20 protein-coding genes are annotated in these 26,184 nt (G+C 65.1%); 11 read left to right on the top strand and 9 right to left on the bottom strand.

The window, feature by feature from the left end; genetic code table 11:
• Positions 1-173: 173 nt before the first annotated feature.
• Positions 174-1,358, bottom strand: a complete 1,185-nt coding sequence (locus RF638_RS14445) for a Fic family protein (RefSeq protein WP_368842318.1) — start codon at positions 1,356-1,358, stop codon at positions 174-176.
• Between the two features lie 104 nt (positions 1,359-1,462).
• Between RF638_RS14445 and RF638_RS14440 the strand changes: the two genes are divergently transcribed.
• Positions 1,463-2,347, top strand: a complete 885-nt coding sequence (locus tag RF638_RS14440) for an SDR family oxidoreductase (RefSeq protein WP_259916722.1) — start codon at positions 1,463-1,465, stop codon at positions 2,345-2,347.
• A gap of 94 nt (positions 2,348-2,441) precedes the next feature.
• Here RF638_RS14440 and RF638_RS14435 read toward each other — a convergent pair whose 3' ends face one another.
• Both RF638_RS14435 and RF638_RS14430 read right to left on the bottom strand, forming a co-directional pair.
• A complete protein-coding gene (locus RF638_RS14435) occupies positions 2,442-3,707 on the bottom strand; it encodes an MFS transporter (protein WP_259916720.1) in 1,266 nt (421 codons plus the stop codon).
• Between the two features lie 97 nt (positions 3,708-3,804).
• A complete protein-coding gene (locus RF638_RS14430; protein ID WP_368842317.1) occupies positions 3,805-5,376 on the bottom strand; it encodes a molybdopterin-dependent oxidoreductase in 1,572 nt (523 codons plus the stop codon).
• Between the two features lie 291 nt (positions 5,377-5,667).
• Between RF638_RS14430 and RF638_RS14425 the strand changes: the two genes are divergently transcribed.
• From RF638_RS14425 to RF638_RS14410, 4 genes are all read left to right on the top strand, one after another.
• The gene (locus RF638_RS14425) at positions 5,668-7,275 is read left to right on the top strand and encodes an AMP-binding protein (RefSeq protein WP_368842316.1); all 1,608 of its coding nucleotides are present in this window, start codon (positions 5,668-5,670) and stop codon (positions 7,273-7,275) included.
• A gap of 182 nt (positions 7,276-7,457) precedes the next feature.
• Positions 7,458-7,907, top strand: coding sequence for an acyl-CoA thioesterase (locus RF638_RS14420; protein ID WP_095798537.1), 450 nt, complete (start codon positions 7,458-7,460; stop codon positions 7,905-7,907).
• Complete coding sequence (locus RF638_RS14415) at positions 7,904-8,818, top strand: SMP-30/gluconolactonase/LRE family protein (RefSeq protein WP_368842315.1); 915 nt, start codon at positions 7,904-7,906, stop codon at positions 8,816-8,818. The genes RF638_RS14420 and RF638_RS14415 overlap by 4 nt, the downstream gene beginning before the upstream one ends.
• A 216-nt stretch (positions 8,819-9,034) precedes the next feature.
• On the top strand, positions 9,035-11,776 hold the full coding sequence (locus tag RF638_RS14410; RefSeq protein WP_368842314.1) for an aminotransferase class I/II-fold pyridoxal phosphate-dependent enzyme: 2,742 nt from the start codon (positions 9,035-9,037) through the stop codon (positions 11,774-11,776).
• Positions 11,777-11,944: 168 nt separating this feature from the next.
• On the opposite strand, the gene nagB is transcribed toward RF638_RS14410, so the two are convergent.
• From nagB to RF638_RS14385, 5 genes are read right to left on the bottom strand one after another with little or no spacing between them, the layout of a single operon-like run.
• A complete protein-coding gene (gene nagB, locus RF638_RS14405; RefSeq protein WP_259916728.1) occupies positions 11,945-12,730 on the bottom strand; it encodes a glucosamine-6-phosphate deaminase in 786 nt (261 codons plus the stop codon).
• 10 nt (positions 12,731-12,740) lie between these two features.
• Positions 12,741-13,430, bottom strand: a complete 690-nt coding sequence (locus RF638_RS14400) for an N-acetylmannosamine-6-phosphate 2-epimerase (protein WP_259916709.1) — start codon at positions 13,428-13,430, stop codon at positions 12,741-12,743.
• Positions 13,430-14,374, bottom strand: coding sequence for an ROK family protein (locus RF638_RS14395; protein WP_238663334.1), 945 nt, complete (start codon positions 14,372-14,374; stop codon positions 13,430-13,432). Before RF638_RS14395 ends, RF638_RS14400 begins: the two co-directional genes overlap by 1 nt.
• Positions 14,371-15,291, bottom strand: coding sequence for a dihydrodipicolinate synthase family protein (locus RF638_RS14390; protein WP_368842319.1), 921 nt, complete (start codon positions 15,289-15,291; stop codon positions 14,371-14,373). The genes RF638_RS14395 and RF638_RS14390 overlap by 4 nt, the downstream gene beginning before the upstream one ends.
• A 7-nt stretch (positions 15,292-15,298) precedes the next feature.
• Positions 15,299-16,888: a sodium:solute symporter gene (locus RF638_RS14385; RefSeq protein ID WP_368842313.1), complete on the bottom strand. Its 1,590-nt coding sequence runs from the start codon at positions 16,886-16,888 to the stop codon at positions 15,299-15,301.
• A gap of 251 nt (positions 16,889-17,139) precedes the next feature.
• On the opposite strand from RF638_RS14385, the gene RF638_RS14380 reads away from it, so the two are divergent.
• Genes RF638_RS14380 through RF638_RS14370 form a run of 3 tightly spaced genes read left to right on the top strand, consistent with a single transcriptional unit; the run spans position 17,140 to position 19,925 of the window.
• Positions 17,140-17,907 (top strand): FadR/GntR family transcriptional regulator, encoded by a 768-nt coding sequence (locus RF638_RS14380; RefSeq protein WP_095798544.1) that lies wholly within the window; start codon positions 17,140-17,142, stop codon positions 17,905-17,907.
• Entirely contained in the window at positions 17,904-19,106 is a 1,203-nt protein-coding gene (gene nagA, locus RF638_RS14375) for an N-acetylglucosamine-6-phosphate deacetylase (protein WP_095798545.1), read from the top strand. Before RF638_RS14380 ends, nagA begins: the two co-directional genes overlap by 4 nt.
• 51 nt (positions 19,107-19,157) lie before the next feature.
• Complete coding sequence (locus RF638_RS14370; protein ID WP_259916698.1) at positions 19,158-19,925, top strand: TetR/AcrR family transcriptional regulator; 768 nt, start codon at positions 19,158-19,160, stop codon at positions 19,923-19,925.
• Here RF638_RS14370 and RF638_RS14365 read toward each other — a convergent pair.
• Positions 19,889-20,443 carry a GNAT family N-acetyltransferase gene (locus RF638_RS14365; protein ID WP_259916697.1) on the bottom strand — a complete coding sequence of 185 codons (555 nt, stop codon included), beginning with the start codon at positions 20,441-20,443 and terminating at the stop codon, positions 19,889-19,891. The genes RF638_RS14370 and RF638_RS14365 overlap by 37 nt on opposite strands.
• Before the next feature lie 142 nt (positions 20,444-20,585).
• On the opposite strand from RF638_RS14365, the gene RF638_RS14360 reads away from it, so the two are divergent.
• Genes RF638_RS14360 through RF638_RS14350 form a run of 3 tightly spaced genes read left to right on the top strand, consistent with a single transcriptional unit; the run spans position 20,586 to position 25,747 of the window.
• A complete protein-coding gene (locus RF638_RS14360; RefSeq protein ID WP_259916694.1) occupies positions 20,586-22,685 on the top strand; it encodes a 3-hydroxyacyl-CoA dehydrogenase NAD-binding domain-containing protein in 2,100 nt (699 codons plus the stop codon).
• Between the two features lie 46 nt (positions 22,686-22,731).
• Entirely contained in the window at positions 22,732-23,970 is a 1,239-nt protein-coding gene (locus tag RF638_RS14355) for an acyl-CoA dehydrogenase family protein (protein ID WP_368842312.1), read from the top strand.
• A gap of 22 nt (positions 23,971-23,992) precedes the next feature.
• Entirely contained in the window at positions 23,993-25,747 is a 1,755-nt protein-coding gene (locus RF638_RS14350; RefSeq protein ID WP_368842311.1) for an AMP-binding protein, read from the top strand.
• Positions 25,748-26,184 lie beyond the last annotated feature (437 nt).

The raw sequence follows: 26,184 nt of genomic DNA, 5'->3' as shown, positions 1-26,184 counted from the left end.
GACAACACCCATGCTGGCGTAGGGCCGCGAGCCCTACTTCAGGGCCCCACCACGCTCAAAGTTGAAGAGCCGGGTTAGTTCCGGCCTTTCGAGACCGCCCGCCATCTGATGCCGCCTTACTGCGTAGTAGCTGCCCCTACTTTGCAGTAAGGCGGCATCAGATGGTTCTGCTGTCAGGAGCCGAAGTTCCGGCGACCGGCGCGCGCCGCGAAGTCGTCCAGGGCTCTCACGACGGCGGGGACCACCCAGACTTTCTGGCCTCGTACTTTGATTGACCGCTCTTCTCGTAACAACCCGGCTTCGGTCAGTGAGTCCACCGTGCGGTAGGCGGTTGCCTTTGAGATGCCGGCGATGTTTTCCACCATTCCTGCCGTAAAGGCAGGTTCCGAACAGCACAACTCGGCAACCGCGCGCAGTGGCGCGGTGACGCGGTGTCGTGAATCCAGGACTTGCTCATGGAAGGCGCGGACATCGTCGATCAACTGATCTGCGTTAGCCAGGGATCCCAGGACGGCATGGGAAAAACAGTCCACGATGGACGCGGGGTTTCCGGTTCGGTAGTCATTCAGTGCATCGATGTAGTCGTCGATGTCGTGGAGCAATCCCGATGAAATGGGAATGTTGACATTTTGAACCGTCCCACGTGCGCGAAGCAGCGAGGATACGATGGCACGTCCTGTCCGCCCGTTGCCATCGGTGAAGGGGTGGATGGTCTCGAACTGAGCGTGGGCAATGGCCGCCTGAACGGTTGGATCTAAGTCGCGACGGCCCAGGAAGTTGATCAAGTCATCAATGGCTGCGGGCACATGATGATACTCGGGTGCCACGTACGAGGCCGTGACCGGGGACTGGCCACCGATCCACACCCACTCGTTTCGATACTCACCTGCATCGTCCTGAACGCCCTCGGTCAACACGCGGTGCATGGTGCGGATGGCATCGGAATCCAGGTGAGAGGCGGCGTCAATGGCGGCACGCATGGCGAATACGTTGCGGGCCACTAACTCTGCATTCCCGCCGACGTGCGCACCCACCGCGGCCAATGACAACTTGCGGGCGCGAACGGTCAGGTTCTCGATCTGGGAACTTGTCGCGGACTCGCCGCGCAAGAGGACTGCGGCGAACGGCAGTGAGGCCAACCCTCCGGACTCGCGGTCAAAAGCCAGCATGGCAGCGGTTGCATTGTGGGCGGACGCGAGGGTGTCGCGAGGAAGATCTGGGGTCAACGAGGAAATCTCGGGGATTACTGCTGCCTCAAAATCCCCGGTGTTCCGAATTCGCGCGCGATGAGATGCCATGGGGTCGCGGTGGACCCAGCGGTGGGTTTCGCGCTCGATTGAGGGCCAACTGGCGGGCATGGGACTCCTTGCTGAGACTGCTCAGTTCAATTGTCTCAATAAGATTCTTATTGAGACAATTCGCTGTTCTGGTCTCAATAAGATGCTCTTGCAAGACTGTCGCCATGACGACTTCTCACGGAGCGCTTCCCTTGCACGGCCAAACCGCCCTGGTCACCGGGGTCTCACGACGCCGCGGGATCGGGTTCGCCGTGGCCCGAGCCTTTGCCCGGCTGGGCGCCAGCGTGTTCATCCATCACTACAGCCCGCACGACCAGGACCAGCCGTGGGGCGCGGACGACTTGAGCGGCGTCGTCGGCGAATTGCGGGCCGAACTCGTCAACGGTGCCTTGCTGGGCGAGAAGAGCGCGAACCTGCAGGACACGGGGCAGATCCAGCCGCTCATCGACGCCGCGCACGCGCTCACCGGCTCCTTGGACATCCTGGTGTGCAATCACGCCAAGAGCGGCGGGGACGGCTCCATTCTGGACATGACGCCCGCGGCTCTGGATGCCTTCTGGGACACCAACACACGCTCCACCCTCTTGCTGACGCGTGCCTTTGCGCTGCTCAAGACCGATGCGCCCACCGAGGCAACGCGTCCGGGTGAACGGGTGCGCAGCGCGGGCGGGAAGGAATTCACCAAGCCGACCGGCCGGGTTTTCTGGATGACGTCGGGGCAGGGGCACGGGCCGATGCGCGGTGAGGTCGCCTACGCCACGAGCAAGGCGGCGCTCGCGGGCGTCACCGCCACGGTGGCCGCTGAACTGTTGGAGCTCGGCATTGTGCTCAACACCGTGAATCCCGGCCCCGTGGACACCGGTTACCTCACGCCAGACTCCACGGATCGCTCTCTGGACGGGATCCAGGAATTACTCGATGCTCAGCCGTTCGGCCGTTTCGGTGAACCGAGCGACCCCGCCCAACTGATCAGCTGGCTCGCCACGGACGACGGTGCGTGGATCGTCGGTCAGGTGCTCACCTCGGACGGTGGGTTCTACTTGGCGTGAGATTGGCTCATGGGTGGCGAACCATCTGATGCCGTTTTACTGCAGAGTAGGGCGGGCTACTTTGCAGTAAGGCCGGATGAAATGGCGGGGCAGATCAGTGGGTGGGTCGGAGGGCCCGCAAAGTCCTCACCGCAGCCACCGCCACGACGATCACTGCCACCAGGTACACCAACCCCAGCCCGGAGAAGCCGACCATGGCCAGGATCGGTCCGGCCAGCGCACCACCGGCGGCGCCGCACAAATTCATGACCAGATCCGAGGTTCCCTGCAGCCCGGGACGGTCCTGCACCGGTACGGATTCGGTGACCATGGTGGATCCCGCCACGGTGGATGCGGACCAGCCCAAACCCAGCAGGATCAGTGCGACAAGGACCAGCGATTGATTCTCCGCGCCGAAGAACGTCAACAGCAGGGATGCGGCAAACGTCACCTGTCCCAGCAGCACCGTCTGCGCACGGCCGATCTTGTCTGCCAACCAGCCGAAGACCGGGGACAACGCGTACATCCCGGCCACGTGCAGGCTGATCGTCAGCCCCACGAGTGACAGGGTGGCGCCGTGACTGGTCAGGTGCACGGGAGTCATGGACATCACCGCCACCATGACCGCATGGGAGAGCGCCACGATCAGAACGGCCCGGCGGGCAGCCGGAACGGACCGCAGACTCCCGAAGCCGCCGGTGGGACTGGGCTTGTTCTTGACCGAAGCTCCCTGGGCCAGCGCGAGCTTGAGGGGGTCCGGCCGCAGCCCCAGGAAATAGACCGCGGCACCGAGGATTTGTGCGGCCATGGCGATCAGAAACCCGCCGGTGAACTGGGGAAGTCCAAGAGCGCGGCCCAGGAGTTCACTGGGTTCGAAGAGGTTGGGCCCCACCACGGAACCAATCGTGGTGGACCACACGATCAATGACAGATCCCGGGCACGAGTCTTCTGCGGGGCCAGGTCCGTCGCGGCGAAGCGGGACTGCAAATTCAGCGCGATGCCCGCGCCTTGCAGCCCCATGCCGATCAGCAGCAGGGGAAGTGACCCAAGAACCGCGGCCGTAACAATCACAGATGCGCCAAGAATCGCCACCAGGGCACCGGTGGTCAGCGAGATTCGGCGTCCTCGCCGTTGCGCGAGGCGTGCCAGCGGAATCGCCAGAATCGCGGCACCCAGGGTGTTCATGGTGGCTGCCAGGCCGGACAGCGCACTCGACCCGGACACCTCCGCGACCAGGAGCGCACCGAGAGCCAGCGTGGCACCAACGCCCAAGCCGCCCATGACCTGACCGGTCGCGAGCACGATCAGGACCTTGCGTTGCAGTCGCTGCTGTTCGAGTTCGGTCAGTGCGCCGCTCGCAGAGGTGGAGGAATCCGTCATGCCTGCATCATGACTGATCACGGGCCGGCGCGCATCCTCTTCCACGGATCGAGGTCACGTGCTCGGTGCTCGGCGTCACCGTCCGGTGAGGGGGTGGTCAGGAGCGCACGGTGAAGACCCGCTCGTGCCAGCCAGAGGAACCATTGGGGTCTGGGCGTGCCCGCTCCGAGGTCTGCACTTGACCGTCCGCGTCCACAGCTCTGACCTCGGCGGTGTGGGAACCGGCAGGAAGATCGGTGACGCGCACGGACCACTGCCGCCAGGTGTCTTCGGACGGCACTGCGGCGAGAGTTGCGTCCATCCATTCCCCGCCGTCCACCCGCACCTGAACCGCGGTGATTCCCGTGTTCTGGGCCCACGCGCTGCCCGCGAGGGTCATGTCGGGGTCCACACTCGCGTTTTCTCGGGGGACGTCGATACGAGAGGACATCTTGATGGGCCCCTCCGCGGACCAACCCCGGGGCGTCCAGTAGCCTTCGGCCTGGTCAAAGCGGGTGACCTCGAGATCCACGAGCCATTTGGTTGCGGAGACGTACCCGTAGAGACCCGAAACCACCATGCGCACCGGATAGCCGTGCTCGAAGGGCAGTGGCTCTCCATTCATAGTCACGGCGAGCATGGCGGTGCGGTTTTCGTCCGTGAGGGCGCTCAGGGGTGTCCCGGCCGTGAAACCGTCCTCGGACGTCGAGAGCACCATGTCCGCGTCCGGGCTCACTCCGGCTTCCGCGAGCACTTCTCGCAACGGCACACCGGTCCATACGGCGTTTCCCACGAGGTCGCCGCCCACCTGATTGGACACGCACGCGAGCGTCACCGTGCGTTCGTGCAGCGGACGCCCGATGAGGTCGTCGAAGGTCAGCTCGATCTCCCGGTCCACCATCCCGTGGATGCGTAGTCGCCACTGGCTCACGTCGAGATGGGGGACGCTCAGTGCGGTGTCGATCCGGTAGAAGTCCTCGGCGGGGGTCAACCACAGCTCGGTGCCGGCGACTGGCACCTGGGTCCCGGCGGGGATGGCCTCGCGAGCGACCGGGGCCGGAATGCTCAGCGCGGCGCGCATGTCGGGGACTTTCCGGGCCGCCGACACCGCCCATCGCCCCACTGCGCCCGCGACCACTCCCAGGGTCAGTGCTCCCGCGGACAGCTGGAGGAATTTACGGCGATCCAGCGGGTCATCGGCCGCGGGAGCTGCCGCACGGCCACCCGCGTAGCTGAGGAATGCGAGGCCGACGCCGGTGCCGACAACCACGGGGACGGCGTTAACCGCGTCCGCACCCGTTCGGGTCATCACGGCGACCAGTCCGACCAGCCCCAGCGCGGCGAGGACCGCGATATCCGTGCGGCGCCGTCGCCGCTCCGCGACGCCGACGAGCAATCCCAGTACCACGAGCCCCACGGCCATCATCACAAACAGGAAAATCTTGTCACCGGTGCCGAACACGGCGATCACGGTGTCCTTGACGGGCGCGGGGACAGAATCCACCACGACTCCGCCCACCGCGGTCAGTGGGGACCCCAAGGGCCCGGTCAGCCACGCGAAGAATTCGGCGATCCCCACGGCCATCGCGGTCGCGGCCACGCCCAGCAACTGCCAGGCACCGGTGAAGCTGCGGTGCGTGAGCGGAGCGGCTGTGTCGGCAGAACCCGTGCGGCGTGAGGACGAGGGCATGTCACCAAGGTTACGCGGCAACGGCCCAGACCCCTCGTGCCCGCGCCCTGCGAGACGTCGGGCGGTCATTGGCCGCGGGTCGTGGTTCGAGGCGGTCCAGGCGGTCAACCCATGTCTCCCGGCCGGCAACACCCCCGGCGATCGAGGATGCTCACACGGTAACGGGACGAATCAATACGTTTCCGATATCAAAACCCGGTTCCGGAACATCATGGGTGTTGGTAACGTGAATCACATCACTCGTTGAGATTCTCAACGATAGAGAATATCCTCTATTTCAGGAGCTCACCCGTGTCCAACTCGGTCAACATCAGCCCCGTCCGCGGCTTGCTCTTCAACCAGCGCTACAGCCGTGACCTGGCGGCCGTGATTTACGAGGGCCGTACCCTCAGCTACGACGAGTTCGCGGGTAACGTGCGCGAACTCGCGGCGAGCTTGGCGGCGTCGGGTGTGAGCGAAGGCGACCGCGTGGTCTACCTCGGCCTGAACTCCGAAATGTTCCTGCGCACCATGTTCGCCACCTGGTGGCTGGGCGGCGTGTTCGAGCCGCTCAACTTCCGTCTTGCCCCGCGCGAGGTCGGCGAGCTCCTGGTGCGGTCCGCACCGCGCGTGATGATTGTGGAGCCCGGTCACGCCCCGGTTGTCGACGCCGCTCTCGGCACCCTCGAGGGCTCCGGTCAGGACGGCGCGGGGTGGCCTTTTGAGACCGAGACCATCCTGATCGATGACGATCCCGCGGTGCCCCTCAATGACGGGCTCGAGATCGCGGAGCACTGGATTCCGCTGAGCGGTTTCGTGCAACGCGCGGAGGATACGGAACTCGGTGAGCCGGCCGAGACCACGGACGACACCCTGGCCATCCTGATGTTCACCTCCGGCACCACGGGCAAGCCCAAGGGCGTGCGGCTGAGTCACGGCAACATCTTCTGGAACGCGTTCAACGTTGATTCGCTGGTGGACACCCGCCGCCGGGACATCAATTACGCCGTGGCACCGCTGTTCCACATCGGCGCCTTGAACTCGTTCACGGTGCGAGCGCTGGTGCGCGGCAACACCACGGTGGTTCGGCGCGGGTTCGTGCCGTCCCAGGTGCTCGCGGACATCGAGAACTACGGCGTGAACAATGCCTTCTTCGTGCCGGCCATGCTTTTGTCTTTGACCCACGATCCCGAATTCAAAGGCGCGAAACTCGATTCCCTACGCGCCCTGATCTGCGCCGGGGCCCCGGTCCCGCCCGTCGTGATCTCACTCTTCGAGGCCAAGAACGTTCCCGTTCAGCAGGCGTGGGGTCTCACCGAAACCGCACCCTTCGCCACCTACCTGCCCACCGAACTCACCTACGAGAAGGCCGGTTCGGCGGGTATGCCCATGCTCTACACCGAGGTGCAGATCATGGATCCCGGCACGGGAGAGCCCGTTTCCGAACCGGATACGCGCGGCGAATTGTGGGTGCGCGGCCCCAACGTCACGAGCGGCTACTGGGAGGACGAGGGCGCCACCGCCGCAGCCTTCACGGACGGCTGGTTCCACACCGGCGACATCGGCTACCGGGATCCGGACGGCTATTACTACATCGTGGATCGCCTCAAGGACATGATCATTACCGGCGGTGAGAACGTGTACCCCGCGGAGATCGAACGCGTCCTGGCCGAGCACCCGGACATCTCCGACGCCGCCGTGGTGGGCGCTCCCGACGAGCAGTGGGGTGAGCGCATCGTGGCCGTCCTGCAACCGCAGCCCGGTCACGAGGTTCCCTCCATCGAGGAACTGCGACAGTTCTGCAGCGACCGCTTGGCCCGGTACAAGCTCCCTAAGGACCTCGTCGCCGTGGAAGAGGTGCCCCGCAACGGTTCCGGCAAGTTGGACAAGGTCGCCATCCGCCAGCTGGTCCGCGGCTGAGTAGCAATGACGACGCCGCTCCAAGACCCACGCAGCCCCGGGCAGTGACGCGCGGGACCAGCGTCCTGCCGAGCTGGTCGCTCACCGAGCGTTCGGCACGTAGGCCGCGAGCGGCGTCGTCGGCGGTAAAACCGAGGAACGAAACCCGCGACCCCGCGCCGCGACCTCACTAAGCTGAACCTATGCAGCCGAACACGGACATCACATTCCGCACCCGAAAATGGGTCAAGCCCGAAGATCTCAACGCCAACGGCACCCTGTTCGGTGGGTCGCTGTTGCGGTGGATCGACGAGGAAGCCGCGATCTACGCGATCGTCCAGCTGGGCAATCAGCGCGCAGTGACCAAGTACATGTCGGAGATTGAGTTCGTGGCCTCGGCGGTACAGGGCGACATCATCGAGATGGGTCTGACGGCCACCAAGTTCGGCCGCACGTCGCTGACCATGCGCGCGCAGGTGCGGAACATGATCACGCGGGAGCTGATCCTGAGCATCGACAAGATCGTGTTCGTGAACCTGGACAAGGACGGCAAACCCACCCCGCACGGCTACACCGAGATCACCTACGACCGCGACCGCATTCCCACCACGGCGGTACCGATCGTCAATCAGCTGCGTAGGCCCCAGCAATGAACCGGCTCAGCGCCCAGCGCCTGACGCCGAGCTGGGTTTATCACGGCGAGGGCCCGTGCTGGAGCCCCGAATGGGGCGGTCTGGCGTGGGTCGACATGCTCGCCGGGGACATTCTCACGTTCGGCCGGGATGAGCAGCCGCGCCGTCAGCACGTTGGAACCGTGGCGGCGTGCGTGCGTCCGCGCGTCAATGGCGGCCAGATCATCGCTGTGGAACGCGGGGTGCTCCTCACGGACGCCGCCGGTAATCCCGAACGCGAAGTCACCCTGTGGGAATCGCCGGAGATCCGCATGAATGAGGGCGGGGTCGCCCCGGACGGCACCTTCTACATCGGGTCCATGGCCTACGACCAGTCCGAGGGTTCCGCCACGCTCTACCGGGTCTCACCGGACCTGGAGTGGGAACCGGTGCTTGAGAACGTCACCATTTCCAACGGCATTGCGTGGTCCCCGGACGGCTCGCTCGCCTATTACAACGACACCCCCACCGGTGAGGTCTCGGTCTTCGACTGGTCCGCGGCGAACGGCCTGCACAATCGCCGCGCCTTCGTCACGCCGGTGGTCGACGACGACGCCGCGGCCGGCGCCTGGGACGCGGACGAGGAGTACGAGCCCGGCAGCGTGTCCGCCAACCCGGACGGGCTGACCGTGGATTCGGAAGGTGCCGTGTGGACCGCGCTCAACGGCGCCGGCCAGGTCCACCGCTACCTCCCGGACGGAACCCTGGACACCGTGGTGAGTGTGGGCGCCAAGCAGACCACGGCGTGCACGCTGGGCGGGCAGGATCTGCGGACCCTGTACATCACCACCTCGCGCGAGAACCTGCCGAACGATGTGCAGCCCACCGCCGGGTCCCTGTACTCGGTGAGGGTGGCGATTCCGGGCCTGCCCACGGCGAGGTTCGCGGGCTGACACAACCCGGCCGAGGCAGTCGAGCCGAGTCAACCTGGCCGACGCACGGCACCCGATGCACGACACCCGAAGCACGGCACCCGATGCCGGTAGCTGAGACCGAGTCGCGGTCGCAAAGTGTTATGTTCCGCGAGCCCCCGCGGGCCCCCGCGGGCCCGGACATAGGATGAACGTTCAACAGTTCGGCGCAGGCAATGGAGCAAGCGGAGGAATTCGATGGATACACCGGCCACGGACGACCAAGGTCAGAACAACCGTCGGGGGAGTGCCACCGGAATCCTTGAACCGGACCCCGGAATGCCTGCCAGCACGTGGCGGCTGCGCAGTGACGCGTGGGAGTACCTGCGGTTCGCCATGAAACGCATTGCGCTCGGCAACGAGGACAAAGAAGCCCTCGCCGCGGACAGCGAACTCCAGCGCTCACTGCGCGCCCTCGAAACCGTTGAAATGTACTGGGCCGGATTCGGCCAACGCTATGTCGCCTCCATCCGGGAAATGCTCGAACAGGGCGACTACCACATGGCGCTCGACCGGATCGGAAAGGTCGTGAACCGGCTCCGCGGTGACACCGTGCCGGACACGTCCCGCGATGACTTTGCCGACGATCCGGAGAACTCGGACCTTCCGATCGACACCGACCCGCGGCCCCGCTTCGAGGTGCTGATCGTGGACGAGAGCACCCAGGCGGACCGTGACGGTCTGCGCGCCGAAGGCCTGCGGTTGCGCTCCTCCGCCGACGATTTCATTTACGAGTACGTGATCGTGCCCTCCGCCGACGACGCCGTGGCGGCGGTCCTGACCAACCCCAACATTCTCGCGTGCGTGGTCCGCCCCGGATTCAGCGAGCGCACTCGCCAGCCGTTGAGCCGCGATCTCAAGAACTCGATTCGCATGGCTCGCGATCTGGTGAGCCCGGAATCAGCCTCCGCCCGCACTCCGCTCGCGTCCATTCAGCGGGTGCTCCGGTTGGCCGACACTCTGGCCGAGCTGCGCCCCGAGATGGACCTGTACCTGATGGCGGGCGCCCATATCGAAGGCCTGTCCGGTGCGCTGACCCACCGTTTCCGTCGCGTGTTCCGGCGCGAGGACAAGCTCGAGCTGCACCTCACCCTGTTGCGCCGGGTGTCCCACCTGTACGACACCCCGTTCTTTTCCGCGGTCCAGGAGCACGCGCGGCGTCCGGTGGGTGTCTTCCACGCGCTGCCCATTGCCCGCGGCGGTTCCGTGGTGGGTTCCAAGTGGATCAAGGACCTCGTGGACTTCTACGGGTTGAACCTCCTGCTGGCGGAAACCTCCGCGACCTCTGGCGGGCTGGACTCACTGCTGGCGCCGGTGCGCACGTTGAAGAAGGCTCAGGAACTCGCGGCCCGTGCGTACGGGGCCAAGCACACGTTCTTCGTGACCAACGGAACCTCGACCGCCAACAAGATCGTGCACCAAGCGCTGTTGTCACCCAATGACGTGGTGCTCGTGGACCGCAACTGTCACAAGTCCCACCATCACGCGGTGGTGCTCACCGGCGCTCGTCCCGCGTACCTGGAGGCATACCCGCGTAACGAATTCGCGTTCTACGGCGCTGTGCCGCTGTCCCGGATCAAGCAGTTGCTGCTGGACTACCGAGCCGCGGGTCGTCTGGACGAGGTCCAGCTGGTCACGCTCACCAACTGCACCTTTGACGGCATCGTCTATGACCCCGAGCGGGTCATGGCCGAATGCCTGGCCATCAAGCCGGACCTGGTCTTCCTGTGGGACGAGGCGTGGTTCGCGTTCGCGACCTTCCACCCCGTGACGCGACGTCGTACGGCCATGTGGGCTGCCTCGCACCTCAAGGAAAAGCTGGGGACCAGGGCGCACCAGATCGCCTACCGTGAGCAGCAGAAGCGTCTGTACGACGATCAGGGCAACCCCGCGCCGGACGAGGTGTGGTTGGAAGAGCGGCTCATCCCCGCTCCGGACGCCAAGATCCGCGTGTACGCGACCCAGTCCACGCACAAGACCCTCACTGCGCTGCGGCAGGGGTCCATGATTCACGTGCACGACGACGAGTGGGTGCGCGAAGCCGAGGAGCCGTTCCACGAGGCGTACATGACGCACACCTCCACCTCACCCAACTACCAGATCCTCACGTCCCTGGACATCGGGCGACGTCAGGTAGAGCTGGAGGGCTACGAGCTCGTGCAGCGGCAGCTGGATCTGGCCACGAGCCTGTCCCAGGCCATCGCGCGCCATCCGCTGTTGCGCCGGAGCTTCCGCGTGCTCACGGCCCACGACCTGGTGCCCAGCGAGAATCGCGAGGTGGGCCGGCCCATGCCGTTGCGCGACGGGTTGGCCAGTATGTGGAAGGCATGGACCACGGACGAGTTCGTGGTGGATCCCAGCCGTATCACCATCGAGATCAGTCGCACGGGCGTTGACGGTGACACGTTCAAGCACGACCTGCTCATGGATCGTTACGGCATTCAGGTGAACAAGACGAGCCGGAACACCGTGCTGTTCATGACCAACATCGGCACCTCGCGCAGCGCGATCGCGTACCTCGTGGAGGTGCTCGTGAAGCTCGCGCAGCGTTTCGAGGACGAGAACTCTCAGCTCGATCCCGAGCTCGCGGCCAAGGTCGACGACACCCCCATGCCGCCGCTTCCGGACTTCAGTTCGTTCGCTCCCGGGTACGCCACGGACGAGGAGCTCCCGGATGGAGATATGCGCGCCGCGTTCTTCAAGGGTCAGCGCCGCAAGTCCGTGGAACACGTTGCCCACGAAGAGCTGCGCGAGCGGGTGACCAACGGTGAAAAACCCGTCTCGGCCGGTTTCGTGACGCCCTATCCGCCCGGGTTTCCGGTTCTCGTGCCGGGGCAGGTCATCTCCCCGGACGTCCTGGACTTCATGGCCGTTCTGGACACCCGCGAGATCCACGGTTACGACCCGCGCAAGGGCTATCGCGTCCTGCGGGATTCCTGACCAGCACTTCGGGTACGACGCCGCGGGGCCCGTTGCCCCGCGGCGCTCACTTTCCCGTGCACGAACGGCGCGCACTCGCCGCTCCTGTTTCCGGGTCTTGTTCCCGTGCACGGACAGCACCCGGCTCGCCCCACGCGTTTCCCAGGCATGGTTCCTGCGGCTACTTCACTAGGGCAGCAGTCCCAGCTCGTCGTTGAGGTGCTGGACGTGGCGGTAGTAGTCCAGATTCTGCAGTCGGCTCGCGGCGGCAGCGTCCAGGATCACGGTGGCGTGGGGGTGCAGTTGCAGGACCGAGGCCGGACACGCGGACGAGACCGGCCCCTCCACGGCGGCCGCGACGGCGTCGGCCTTTGCCTCCCCCTGCGCCACGAGCACGGCGTGACGGCTGTCCAGAATGGTTCCGAGGCCCTGGGTGAGGCAGAGCTTGGGGACCGTCTCGTCCTCGCCGAAGAACCGGGCATTGTCCTCGCGGGTCTGCTGCGTCAACGCTTTGATGCGGGTGCGCGAGGCCAGCGACGAGGACGGCTCGTTGAAGCCGATGTGCCCGTTGGCACCGATCCCCAACAACTGAACGTCGATCCCACCGGCCAGGCGGATCGTTTCCTCGTAGGCGGCCGCGGCGTGGCGTAGCGCTCGGGGATCCGGGTCGGCGGCGTCGGGGGAGTGTAGGGAACGTGTGGGCAAATCCACGTGGTCGACGAACTCGTCACGAATGGTGGCCCTGTAGGACCGGGAGTCATACGGTTGTAGCCCCACGTACTCGTCGAGCGTGAACGCGGTGCACTGGGCGAAGGACAAACCGGACTCGCGATACCTGCGGATGAGGTACTGGTACACGGGCAGCGGGGAACTACCCGTCGCGAGCCCCAGTACACACGGCCCCTGCTCGATTCGGCTCGCAAAGATCTCTGCGGCAACCTGCCCGGTCTCCGCCACTGATTCGCACAGCACCAGTCGCACGGTTTCAGCCCTCCACGGCGTTGACGAACCACGAGGTGATCGTGGTCGGGTGAGCGATCGCGGTGCCTACCACCACGGCGTGAGCGCCGGCCGCGATGGCGGCGGATGCTTGGGGCGGCGTATGGATGCGTCCCTCCGCAATGATCGGCACGTCGATATCAGCCTGACTCATCGCCTCGAGAAGCTCAAGGTCCGGCCCATTCGTTTTGGGGCGTTCGCCCGTGTAGCCGGCGAGCGTGGTGCCCACCAGATCGGCACCAGCGGCGGAGGCCGCCAGCGCATCGTCCAAACTGCCGCAATCCGCCATGACCAGGGCATGGGTGTCGTGATGGAGCCGGTCAATCGTCTGCGCGAGCGTGAGCCCGTCGGGTCGAGGACGCCGCGTGCCGTCCAGGGCCACCACGTGAGCGCCCGCAAGCGCCACAGCGTAGGCGTGCTGATACGTGGGTGTGATGTACACACCGGTGTCTCCGTCCTTCCACAACCCGATGACGGGGACCTCCACGGCGGACCGCGCGGCGTGAATATCGGCGATGCCTTGGACGCGCACGGCCGCTGCACCGCCGCGCGCGGCGGATGCGGCCACCTGGGCCATGGTGCGAGGATCCCTCATGGGCTCACCGGGATAGGCCTGCACCGAGACGATCAGTCGCCCGGCCAGGGATTCGACAATCTGTTGTTGAGTAAACGCCATCACTTCTCCTCGACTTTGATGTCTGCTCCGTCCCACAGGCTTGCCGCCCCGATCAATGCGGCATCGGCACCCAGTTCAGCACGCTGCGGGGTCAGCCCACGCACGGCGGGGATCAGTTGGGCTGCAAAGGCTCGTTCCAGGTAGGGCCACCACAACTCGTCGGCGCTGACCAGGCCACCGCCCAGCACGACCACCTCCGGGGACAACACGTTGGCCATACCTCCCAGCGCGGACCCCAGTGCTCGGCCGGCTTTCGCGAAAGCTTCCCGGGCCGTGGTGTCCCCGGCGCGCGCCTCCTCCGCCAGCTCGGTAGTGGTCGACGACGCCGCTCGGCCACCCGCTCGTCGATACTCCTCCAACACAGCGGGGCCAGACGCAATGGCTTCGAGGTGGCCCATTCCGCCGCAGGGGCAGCGCAGGTCGGAGGCAAAACCGGATGGGATATGACCGAGGTGTCCTGCCGCCGAGTTCCGCCCGGTGACCAGATGACCATGGGAGATCAGACCCGCCCCGATCCCCGTTCCCGCAGCCACGAAGACCGAGTCGCTCGTGTCCGCGGAAGCACCCGACCGTGCCTCCCCGAGCGCGTGCGCATGCACGTCATTGACCGCGCGGACGGGCAGTCGAGTCCGATGCTGCAGCTCGGCGATGAGGTTGGTGCCGGTCCACCCCGGAAGGGCGTCGGTCGCGGAGACAACCACACCGTTTCGCGGATCGATCACGCCGGCCGATCCCACACCCACGGCCTGCGGAATCCGGCCATGTTCAGTTGCCGTGGCCATGGTCAGACCTACCAGTTCGGCCACTGCGTCGAGCACGGCGTGTGCCCCGAGTCGGGCCGGTGTGGGGGCCGAACGCACGTGGGTGACCTCGGCCCCTTCCACTACTCCGGAACGGATCTTGGTGCCCCCCAGATCCACGGCGATGACCGGTGTGGAACTCACAAGAGCTCTTCGGTCGTCACGATCTCACGAACCGCCTCGGTCTCGTCCTCGTCCAACTGGACCAGCGGCTCGGACATGCGGTTCGACTCGATGATTCCCATGAGCTGCAAGGCGGTCTTGAAACCACCCAGGCCGGCAGCACCCGCGGAAACGCGGCCGGGAGTGGCCGCAAGGACAATGCGGAACAGCCGAGCCAGCCGATCCTGCTCGGAAGCGACCGTGGCCCAATCACCGGCCTGAGCGGCGTCGAACATCCGGACATAACCGGCCGGGTCAACGTTTCCCAGGCCGGGAACGACGCCCGCGGCGCCACCCAGCAGCGCGCCGTCGGCGACCACCTCGTGACCCGTGAACGCCGCGAACTCCGGAAGGCCCTTGGTATCCAGGAGCAGCTGGCGAAACGAAATGTCGTCACCGGAGGAGTCCTTCACGCCGGCCAGAACGCCGTCGTGGGCGAGTCGGATGGCGACGTCCAACGGGAGCTTCTGGTGGGTGCGGACAGGGATGTCGTAGGCGAACACCGGCACGTCCACGTGCTCGGCGACCGCGCGGAAGTGGTGCTCGATCTCGGCGGAGTCGGACAACGCGTAGTAGGGCGTGGTGACAACGGCCGCGTCACCACCGATGGCCAGGACGCGGTCTGCTTCGTCTAGGACACGCGCGGTGGACTGTTCGTTGAGGCCCACCATCACGGGTACTCGACCGGCCGTCGCCTCAATGGTTGCGGCCAGGACCCGATCGCGCTCCGCGGAGGTCAGGTACGGGGTTTCGCCGGAAGAACCCAGGGCGAAAATCCCGTGCACGCCTCCGTCGATCAGGTGATTGACGAGACGGTTGAGGCTGTCGAGGTCCAACTCACCGCCTACGGTACGAGGGGTGAGGAGGGGCGGGACGATTCCACGAAATGCAGTCATGATGACTCCTTTACTTGACGGTGTCGTTGGGCGACGTGGTGACCAGCGGGGTGCCTGCGGGTGCCACGGGTGATGAGGTGCGACGGACGTACTCCGAGTTCTTGCCGTAGATCGTCAGGGGCACCACGTCGTGGGGATTCTTGCCCAGCAGCGCGCCTGCAATCGCGGAGATGAGGTAGCCGAAGAGCACGGCACCCACGAAGGCCGCTGCGGACACTGCGAACGGCGTGAACGTGGTGTTCTGTTGAACCCAGAACGCCGTGGCCGCGCCCAGAATCAGGCCGCCGATCACGCCCACGGTATTGGCCCGTTTGGTGAAGATCCCCAGAGCGAATACGCCGGCCAGCGGCACACCGAACAGACCGGTGATGCTCAGGAACAAGTTCCAGGTCTCGGCCTGATCGGTGGCGGAGAGATACAGGGCAACTGCTACGGAGAAAGCGCCGGCGACGATGATGACCATGCGGGCGAAACCCACGCCCTTCCTGGCCTGGCCGTCCTTGCGGGGGAAGAACCGGTCCCGCAGGTCCACGGTCACGCACGCGGAGATCGAGTTGAGGCTCGATGAAATGGTCGACTGGGCGGCCGCGAAAATGGCCGCAATCAAGATGCCGGCCACGCCCACGGGGAGTGCGGTCACCACGAAGTACGGAACCAAGGCCGAGGTGTTGAAGTTCTCGGGGAGATTGCCGGAATGCTGGTAGTAGCTGTAGAGCACCGTGCCTATTCCGTAGAAGAGAGGAATGGTCAGGAGCGCCAGGAAACCGTTGACCAGCAAGGATCGGGCGGTCTGCTTGAGCGAGGTGGTGGTCTGATAGCGCTGCACCACGTCCTGGCTCGCCGTGTACTGATGCAGGTTGTTGAACACCGAACCCAGGAAGATGATCGGGATGGCGGCCGCAGCGCCACCGATCTGCCAATTCTTGGCGGTGATGAACTTGTCGTCATTGACGGCATCCGTGACCACGGTGCCCAGGCCACCGTTGATGGCGGCGATACCGAAAACCAGGATGAGCACCGCGCCCAGGAGCAGGATGATTCCCTGGACCACGTCCGACCAGATCACGCCCTCAATGCCGCCCAGGAACGTGTAGATGATCGACAGCACGCCAACCGCTGCTGCGACCACAGCGGGATTGATGTCCGTGACCGAGCTGATGGCCAGGGTGGGCAGATAGATCACGATCGCCACTCGACCCACGTGGAACAGCACGAACAGCACCGAGCCGATGACCCGGATGCTCGGCCCGAACCGTTCCTCCAGGTATTCGTACGCCGTGGTGACGTTGAGTTTGCGGAAGAACGGAATGTAGAACCAGATCAGCAACGGGATGATGGCGAAAATCGCCACGTTTCCTGCTGCATAGGACCAGTCCGTCAGGAAGGCCTGTTCCGGCGTGGACATGTAGGTGATGGCCGACAAGGTGGTCGCGTAAATGCTGAAGCCAGCCGCCCAGGCCGGAATTCGACCGTTGGCGGTGAAGAACGAGTCAGTGCCCGTACTCGCCTTGCGGGTGAACCACACACCGATGGCCAACGTGCCCAGCAGGTAGACGATGATGACGGCCCAGTTGAGTCCGCCGAGTCCAGGCGTTTCCATGAGAATCCTCCTCGTGAGGCGCGGGGATCAACCCCTTCACAACGCGGGTGATCCTCGATGATCAATTGGACGTAGGACGTCCTACGTCTAGAATGTACTTGTTTGTGGGGTAGCGCACAAGAGATCGCCGGGCTGGTTTTGGGAGAACGTTGTGACAAAGCAGGTCAGAGCCGGAAGCGTTACCTCACAAAAACTTGAGGCACCATACATTGAGACCCAACCCGGCCTGACGACCGAAGGAGAATGCACTCATGAGTGAACTCGCTGCCCCTGCGCGCGGTCGTCACACCATGGACCAATTGCAGCAGCGCATCACGGACTTGATCCTGGAGCGCGGTCTGAAGGTCGGGGATCCGGTGCCGCCGGAATCCGAGCTGCGCGAGATCTTCGGTGTTTCGCGAAATTCTCTGCGGGAGGCACTCAAGATGTTGCAGGCGGTCGGGATCGTGGAGATCCGACACGGTTACGGCACGTTCGTTGCGGGGCACCCTCTCGCGGCACTGGGGCGGACCCTCGAATTCCGGGCCCGCTTGTCCCTGCAGAGTTCGGGTGTGGCCGCGCAGGAATTGGTGGACGTGCGCGAAGCTCTCGAGTGCGGTCTGGTCGGGCGCGCCATCGAGGCCATGGATCCCGAACGCCTGGAACGGTTGGATGCCATCGTCTCCGCGATGGAAGCGCGGGCGGAACGCGGGGAGACGGTTCGGGTCGAGGACAAAGATTTTCACCGGGTCCTGTTCGAACCCATCGACAACGCGATCCTGGCCGAACTGCTCACCACGTTCTGGCAGGTCTACAGCGGCATCCACCAGAGCGTGGAGACGCCCACGGGGGAGACCACGGAACATGTCACGGACACGGCCGCCGCTCACCGAGCAATTCTTGACGCCGTGAGGGCGGGCGATTCCGCAGCGGCCGCCCGATTGCTCAGCGGCCATTTCGTGGGCATCAGGCGATTGATCGAACGAGCAACCGAAGAATCGCGGCCGGGAACAGGCACGCTTGAAGTGGTCGAGTCATGACCCGCACCCTGCTCCACAACGCCCACCTGGTCACCGATCGCCGGATCATCCGGGACGGTTGGTTGTTGCTCAATGACGGCCTGATCGGGGACCAGGGCACTGGAGATTCCTGGCGCTCGCGATTGGCCAGTGATCAAGCAGGGCCGGGCCGATCAGACCTGGCTCAAACACGCGTCAATGAACAAACGCAAGTGGTTGATCTGAGGGGTGCGTGGCTGACCCCCGGGTTCGTGGACATCCACTGCCACGGGGCGGGCGGCTACGCGTTCGATGATGGTCCCGAGGCCGCGCTCCAGGCCTTGGAAGTTCATCGACACCACGGCACTACGTCCTCCCTGCTCTCCTTCGTCACGGATGCCGTCCCCGCCATGGCCGAGCGGCTGGCATGGGCCGCAGAGCTTACGCGTGAAAATCCTGCGGTGCTCGGTTCGCACGCGGAGGGCCCTTTCCTCGATCGGGGTCATCGGGGCGCGCACGCTGAAGAACTGCTGGTCACGCCCACTCCCGAAGCAGTCGGTCGGCTGATCGACGCCGCGGCTGGAACGCTCCGGCAGCTCACTCTGGCACCCGAGCTTCCCAGCGCCACCGAGGCCATCGCGCAATTGCGCGAAGCGGGCGCCACCATAGCGATCGGCCACACGGACGCCACGTACGACGACGCTCTACGGGCCTTCCGCGCCGGCGCCGGCATCCTGACCCACGCCTTCAATGCGATGAACCCGCTGCATCACCGCAGGCCCGGCCCCGTGGTTGCCGCACTCGAATGCCCGGACGTCGCCCTCGAGGTGATTTGCGACGGCGTCCACGTGCACCCCGGGGTCATCGCCATGCTGTTCGCCTCGGCGCCGGAACGCACAGCGCTCATTACGGATGCCATGTCCGCCGCGTGCATGCACGACGGTTCCTACACCCTCGGTGCACTACCCGTCACCGTGACCGACGGGGTGGCCCGGTTGACCGAGGGGAACACGATCGCCGGTTCCACCCTGACCATGGACCAAGCCGTCAAACGGGCGGTGGAAGATGTCGGACTATCTGTGGAGCAGGCCGTTTACGCGGCCACACAGGCACCGCTCCAGGCAATCGGTGCTGGAGATGACCGCGGTCGTCTGGCCCCCGGTCTCCGCGCGGACCTCGTGGTACTGGATTCGGAACTCACCGTTGCCGGCGTCTACGTGGCCGGCGAAACAATCCGCTGAAACTCCTCAGGATTGTCTTTCGCACGAGCTACCATCTCGGCAGGAGGCCCGATGAGTACCGCACCCGGGACGACCGGCGATGTCGTCACCAAATCAATCCGCCTGTTGGCCACGCAGGGTTACCACGCGACCACCGTGGATCAGTTAGCGCAGGCCACCGGTGTCAGCCGCGCCACGTTCTTCCGCAAGTACGGGTCCAAGGAGGACATCGTCTTCGCGGATCACGCTTCCAACCTCGAACGCCTTGAACAGCTGCTGAGCCGCCCCAACCTCACCCCGCAAGCGGGACTGGCCGAGGGTGTGCAGCTGGTGTTCCGACACAATCTGGATCATGCGGACCGAGCCATTGCTCGCCATCACCTATTGCAGCAAGTGGAAAGCCTTCGAGACAGGGAACTTGCTACATCGCATCGCTACGAGCGGCTCTTCCAGGGGTTCTTGCGCAGGGTGCTCCCCGAGAACGTGGATCAGCGGGTCACCGCGGTGTCCATGGCATCGGCCACCGTGGCTGTGCACAACGCCTATCTACGCACGTGGTTGAGGGATCCTCGTGCCAACGGCGGTGAGCAACTGGCGGCGGGTCTCAATCAGCGGATCGGTTGGCTGTGCACGGTCTTCGGTCTCTCAGCGGGTCCTGGGCGGATTGCGTCCGTGCCCCGCCAACCCGAGCAGGCGGCGTCGTCCTCGCCGGTCGTGGTGGTGCTCCAAGAAGGTGCCGATCCGCGGGCGGCAGCGGAGCAAGCGGCGCGGTCGGTCTACGACGCCCTGGTCGCAGCCCAGGGTCAGTCGAACTCGCGCTCCGAGACCAACACACCGTAGATCAGTTCGTCGCGCCATTCGCCCAGCTGGAAGTGGCTTTCGCGGAGAGTGGCCTCGTGCCGCATGCCGATGCGCTCGCACACCTTGGCGGACGCCACATTGAGGCTGTCCAGGCGGGCGAACACGCGGTGGGCACCCAGTTTTTGGAAGGCAGCGTCAACGGCGGCGTACGCGGCTTCTGCGGCGTAGCCCTTGCCCGTGTGATCCGGGTGCAGCGCCCAGCCGATCTCGACCTGGGAGGCCTCGGCGTCCGCGAGCGTCAGGACGATCTCGCCGGCCAGCTCATCCGAGTCGTGCGGGGACACGGCAAAGCGGAACTGATCCCCGTCCTCCGCCCAGCGGCGTTCTCCCATGTGGTCCTTGACCATGCCTATGACATCGTCCATGTCCCTCGGTCCACGCCACGCGTGCACGGCGTAATCCTCGCGGGACTGGTAGGAGTACATCGGCTCAATATCTGCCTCGGTGAGCCGGCGGAAAGTCAGGCGCTGTGAGCGCAAGGGCAGCACGTTTTTCATCCCGTTCAGCCTATCGACGCGATGCCCCGGAAAGCCGCCCCGAATGACACGCAATATCTTGACGTGAGACGCAGTCTCAGGGCAATCTGGGGGATGATGATGTGGCACGGGCCACAACCCCCTCAGTACTCAGGAGTTCAGCGTGACCGAGTCCAAGTTCCCCTCCACCGTGACCATCACCGTGGATTATCCGGTCCTCCCCGGGCGCGAGCGCCCGATTGCCCTGGTCAGCCTGGATTCTACGGCGTCTAACGGGCTCATCATCTGGGGTTCTGAGGCGGTTCAGCAGTTGCGCCGCGACCTCACCGCGATCGACACCTCCGCGGTCGAGGCAGTGGTCGTCACGGGCAACACCAAGTCCTTCGGCGCGGGAGCCAATCTGAAGGAGATTCGTTACGCCCAGTTGCAGGATGCGTCGGAAGATTACGTGTGGGCCGGGCACGAGACCTTCGCCGTGCTCGCGGATATGCCGGTGCCCACCTTTTCGCTGGTCACGGGGATGGCCCTGGGCGGCGGCATGGAACTTGCGCTGCACTCGGATTACCGCCTGGTCACCTCGGGCAAGGCGCAGCTGGGCCTGCCCGAGTGCCACCTCGGTTTCTTCCCCGGTTGGGGCGGCGTCTACCTGCTGCCGCACCTGGTCGGCGCCAAGGCCGCGCTGGACGTGATCGTCACCGATTCCATGCGCGGTCGGAACCTCAAGCCCCAGCAGGCCCTCGAGATCGGCATGGTGGACGCCGTTCTGGACGCAGCTCCCGGTACGCCCGAGTGGGATCAGCAGTGGCAGCAGTGGGTTGTCGAGGCACTCGAGGGCCAGCACGAGCCGCGCAAGACCTCGGATGATCACGCCGCCTGGCAGGAGGCCGTCGACGCAGCCCGGGCGAAGGCCGAGCGCGCCTGGCACGGTGCCGCACCCGGGCCGGTGGCGGCCATTGATCTGGTCGGCCGCGCTCGCACGGATTCTCGGCACGCCAACGCGGCCGCTGCGGTCCAGTTGTTCTCCACCGTGGTCCAGAGTGACGCCGCCAAGGCGTCCCTCTACGCATTCGAACTGGTCACCGCCCGACGCCGCGAGGCCGCCAACGTGCCGGACGCCCCCGTGCGCCCCATTCGCAAGGCCGCGGTCATCGGAGCGGGACTGATGGCGGGTCAGCTCGCGAGCTTGATCGCTCAGGGCGCCCAGATCCCCGTGGTGATGACCGACCTGGACGACGAGCGCCTGGCCACCGGCGTGCAGCGCACCCGCGATCGCTTCACGGCCCAGGCCGAGAAGGGTCGCATGAGCCCGGAGCAGGCCGAGAAACTGGGTTCCCTGATTACCGGAGCCAAGTCCCCTGAGGATCTCGCGGACGCGGACTTCGTCATCGAGGCCGTCTTCGAGGAGCTCGAGGTCAAGAAGAAGGTCTTCGCCCAGTGGGAGCCGGTGCTGCGCGATGACGCGATCCTGGCCACCAACACCTCATCCCTGTCCGTCACCGCGATGGGTGAAGACCTGAAGCACCCCGAACGACTCGTGGGTTTCCACGTGTTCAACCCGGTGGAGGTCACCCCGCTGCTCGAGATCGTGGCCGCAGAATCCACCGATGATTCCACCCTTGCCACCGCCTTCGACCTCGCCGCCAAATTGCGCCGGATCGCGGTGCTCGTCAAGGACGCCCCGAGCTTCGTGGTCAACCGCGTGCTGACCCGCATGTACGACGAGATCGGCCGCGCCATCGACGCCGGCGGTGACCCCAAGACCGTGGACCACGCACTGGCTCCCATGGGTCTCCCCATGACACCGCTCCAGCTGCTGGACTTCGTGGGCCCCGCGGTACTCGTGCACATCACCCACACGATGCACGATGCCTACCCCGACCGCTTCACCCTGTCCCCGTGGCTGGACGCCGTGGCCGAAGCGGGCCTCAGCAACGTGCTCCCCAAGCGCGGCGAAGAGTCCGACACCTACCTCACACCGCAGGCCGAACAGGCCAGGGAACGTACGCAAGGTGAGCGGGCGGCGTCGTCGGCGGGGGACGACGGCGCCAACGGCCAGTTGCTCACGCGCGTCCAGGACGCGCTCGCGGACGAGATCGGGCACATGCTCGACGAGGGCGTGGTGGCCTCGGCGCGAGACGTGGACCTGTGCATGATCCTGGGTGCCAACTACCCGTTCCACCTGGGCGGCATCACCCCATACCTGGATCGTTGCGGCGCTTCCGAGCGCGTGCGCGGCCAGCGCTTCGACGCGGCCCAGAACTGACTCACCCCACCGAGAACCACTGAGAATTCACGAAAGAGATCACACCATGACGCAGCAGCCCGCCACCGATCAGGACCTGTTCCCGCAGGGCACGGTCGAGCCCGAATACTCACTCAATGACGTGCTCGATACCGATGCCGCGGGTGTCTACGCGGACGTCACCGACGAGGACCGCGCCCACTGGATGCGCGCCCGCGCGTTCGTGCAGGACGAGCTGCTGGGTGTGATCCACGAGCACTGGGATCGCGGCGAGTACCCGCTGGATCTAGTTGCCCGCATGGGCGAGCTGGACCTGCTGCGCGACGGCGTGGACGTGACCGGTTACGCACCCATGTCCAAAATGGCGGCGGGCCTGGTGACCATGGAACTCTCGCGCGGTGACGGCTCCATCTCCACTGTCAGTGGTGTGCAGGGCGGGTTGGCCATGCGCTCGATCGCCATGTGTGGCAGTGATGAGCAGCGGGAGCGCTGGCTGCCCGATATGGCCTCCGGCAAACTGTTGGGCTCCTTCGCGCTCACCGAACCCACTCACGGCTCCGACTCGATCGGCTTGGAAACCCGGGCCACACCCACCGAGGGCGGTTTCATCCTCAACGGTGAGAAGAAGTGGATCGGCAACGGCTCGATGGGCGGCATCACCGTGGTGTGGGCCCGCAATGATGTCACCAACGCGGTGCAGGGTTTCGTGGTTCCACAGGAGTCCGAGGGTTACAGCGGCACAACCATTCGCGGCAAGCTGGCCCTGCGCGCCATCCACCAGGCTCATATCCGCATGGAGAACGTGTTCGTTCCCACCGAGAACGTGTTGCCGGGCGCCGGTTCCTTCCGCGATACCGCTTCCGTGCTGTTTGCGACGCGCATCGGGGTGGCCTGGGCCGCCGTCGGGCAGGCCGTGGCCTGCTACGACACCGCCGTGCAGTACGCGGCGCAGCGTGAGCAGTTCGGCCGTCCGCTGGCGGCGTCGCAGATTGTGCAGGAACGCTTGGCGCGCATGCTCAGCGAGCTGACGTCCATGCAGACGCTCGTGATGGCCATGGCCCGCAAGGAAGAAGCCGGCACGCTGACCGGCCCCCAGGCCTCGCTGGCCAAGTACACCGCGACCCGAACCGCCCGCCGTGTTGCGGCCAATGCGCGAGACCTTTTGGGTGGCAACGGCATTCTGGTGGAAAATCGTGTTGCGCGTCACTTTGCAGACGTCGAGGCCCTGCACACCTATGAGGGCACCGAAACGGTCCAGGCGCTCATCATCGGCAAGTCCATCACCGGTTTCTCGGCCTACAACTGAGCCACCGATTACAGGAGCACCCATGTACGCGAACGCACAGCCCCTGTCCCCATTGCGATTCATCGAGCGCAGCGCGGAAGTCTTCCCCGAGCGAGAAGCCATCGTCTACGGCAGCCAGTCGTGGACGTACAAGGAGTTCGAGCGGGACGTCCGGCGGTTCGCCACGGCGCTCTTACCGCACCTTCCGTCGGCTTCCGCTTCGAATGACGACGCCGCTGCGTCCGGTGACGTTGCCGGCACGGGTGGATCGGGCGGTGCGGCAGCTTCCCATGAAGACGCGGCACAAGGTGAGGCTGAGAGCGGGGAGTACCTGGGTGCGGAACAACTGACGCGGTCCCTGCCCACGGTGGCCGTGATCGCACCCAATCTGCCGGCGCTGCTACTGGCCCACTACGCGGTCCCCGCCGCGGGTGCTGTCCTGGTCCCGTTGAACCCGCGGCTGTCCACGCGCGAGTTGGATTACATCCTGGACCACAGTGAGGCCAGCGTGGTCATCGCGGACTCCTCTGTGCTGGACACCGTAGTCTCCGCGCTCGACGGCAAAGAGGGCGTCACGCTGGTCCAGCTCCCCGATGAGCAGGCCGGTATCGAACCCGTGCGGGACCACTCTTATGGCGAAATCCCCACGTTCGACGAGTTCATCGATGTGGAACCCCTGGAAGTGGGCGAAGCGGCGTCGTCGAGCGAACGAGGCGTGAGCTACAAGGTGGCTGACGAGAATTCGCCCATCACCCTGAACTACACGTCCGGGACGACCGGGCGGCCCAAGGGTGTGCTGTACGGGCACCGCGGGGCGTACCTGAACAGCTTGGGCGAGGTGTTCCACAACGGGTTCGACGGTGCGACTCGCTACCTGTGGACGCTGCCGATGTTCCACTGCAACGGCTGGTGCACCACGTGGGCGGTGACTGCGGCCGGCGGTACTCACGTGTGTTTGCGTGCAGTGCGGCCGGATGCCATCTGGGACGCTTTCGACAACCAGGGCATCACTCACTTGTGCGGCGCACCTGCGGTGTGCTCGATCATCGTGGACGCGGATGAGGCACACGCATTGGACAAGCCCATCCGCATCACCACGGCGGGAGCTCCGCCGGCACCGAGCATCATCGAACGACTGGAGGACGCCGGATTCGGGATCGTGCACGTATACGGGCTCACTGAGGTGTTCGGTCCCATCACCATTTGCGAGCCGCAAGAGGAGTGGAAGGAACTCTCTCCGCGGGAGCGCGCTCAGCAAATGTCCCGCCAGGGAGTGGGCATGGTGCAGGCGGAATCCGCACGCATCGTGGATACCGAGATGAACGATGTCCCGGCTGACGGCGAGACCCTGGGTGAAGTGGTGCTGCGCGGTAACAACGTGATGATCGGGTACTACAAGGACACCGAGGCCACTGAGACAGCTTTCTTCGGCGGTTGGTTCCACACCGGTGACTTGGGAGTGATGCACCCCAACGGCTACATCCAGCTGCGCGACCGCGCCAAGGACATCATCATTTCCGGCGGTGAGAACATCTCCTCCATCGAGGTGGAGCAGGCCCTGTACTCACACCCGGAGGTCCTCGACGTGGCTGTGATCGGCGTTCCCCATGAGAAGTGGGGCGAACGGCCGGTGGCGCACGTGGTGCGTTCGGCGGGTTCATCGGTGACCGCAGAAGAGCTGCGCGAGCACGTCCGTGAACGGCTGAGTGGTTTCAAGGTGCCGGACACCGTGACCTTCAGTGATGAACTACCGCGCACGGCCACGGGCAAGGTGCGGAAGAACCTGTTGCGCGAGTAGTGCCGCCACTCTGGCTGAGCATTCTCAGTACTGGCTTCTTGGGGCCAGAGCGCTGCAATTAGGGCGGCCAGACCACGGACCTAGTGACCCACGCCACTTATAACACAGAGTGCGGCCACCGCTTTGCGCGGTGGCCGCACTCTGTGTAAAGTATTTCGAGTCGCCGCAAGGACGGACAAGCGAGAGATCGCCTTCCCGGTACCGCCGACAGCCCCATCCACCTCCTGAGCCTCGCTCAGTCGTGAACGAGAGTTTGCGAAAAGGTAAACGGATGGATAAGCTGAAGAGGTTGCCGCAAGGGAAAGCGATAGAGCTTCCGAAATCAGCGGCAAGACCAACCGACAAAAAGACCCTCGGGTTTCTTGTGTGGTTTGTTGTTTGTCAACTCAATAGTGTGCCTAGTTTGTTGATACCGAAAAGTATTTGTATTTTTTGGT

The organism is Kocuria sp. CPCC 205235 (genome assembly GCF_040980905.1).
Taxonomy (GTDB): Bacteria; Actinomycetota; Actinomycetes; order Actinomycetales; family Micrococcaceae; genus Kocuria; species Kocuria carniphila.
This window is presented reverse-complemented; position numbering and strand designations above follow the sequence as displayed.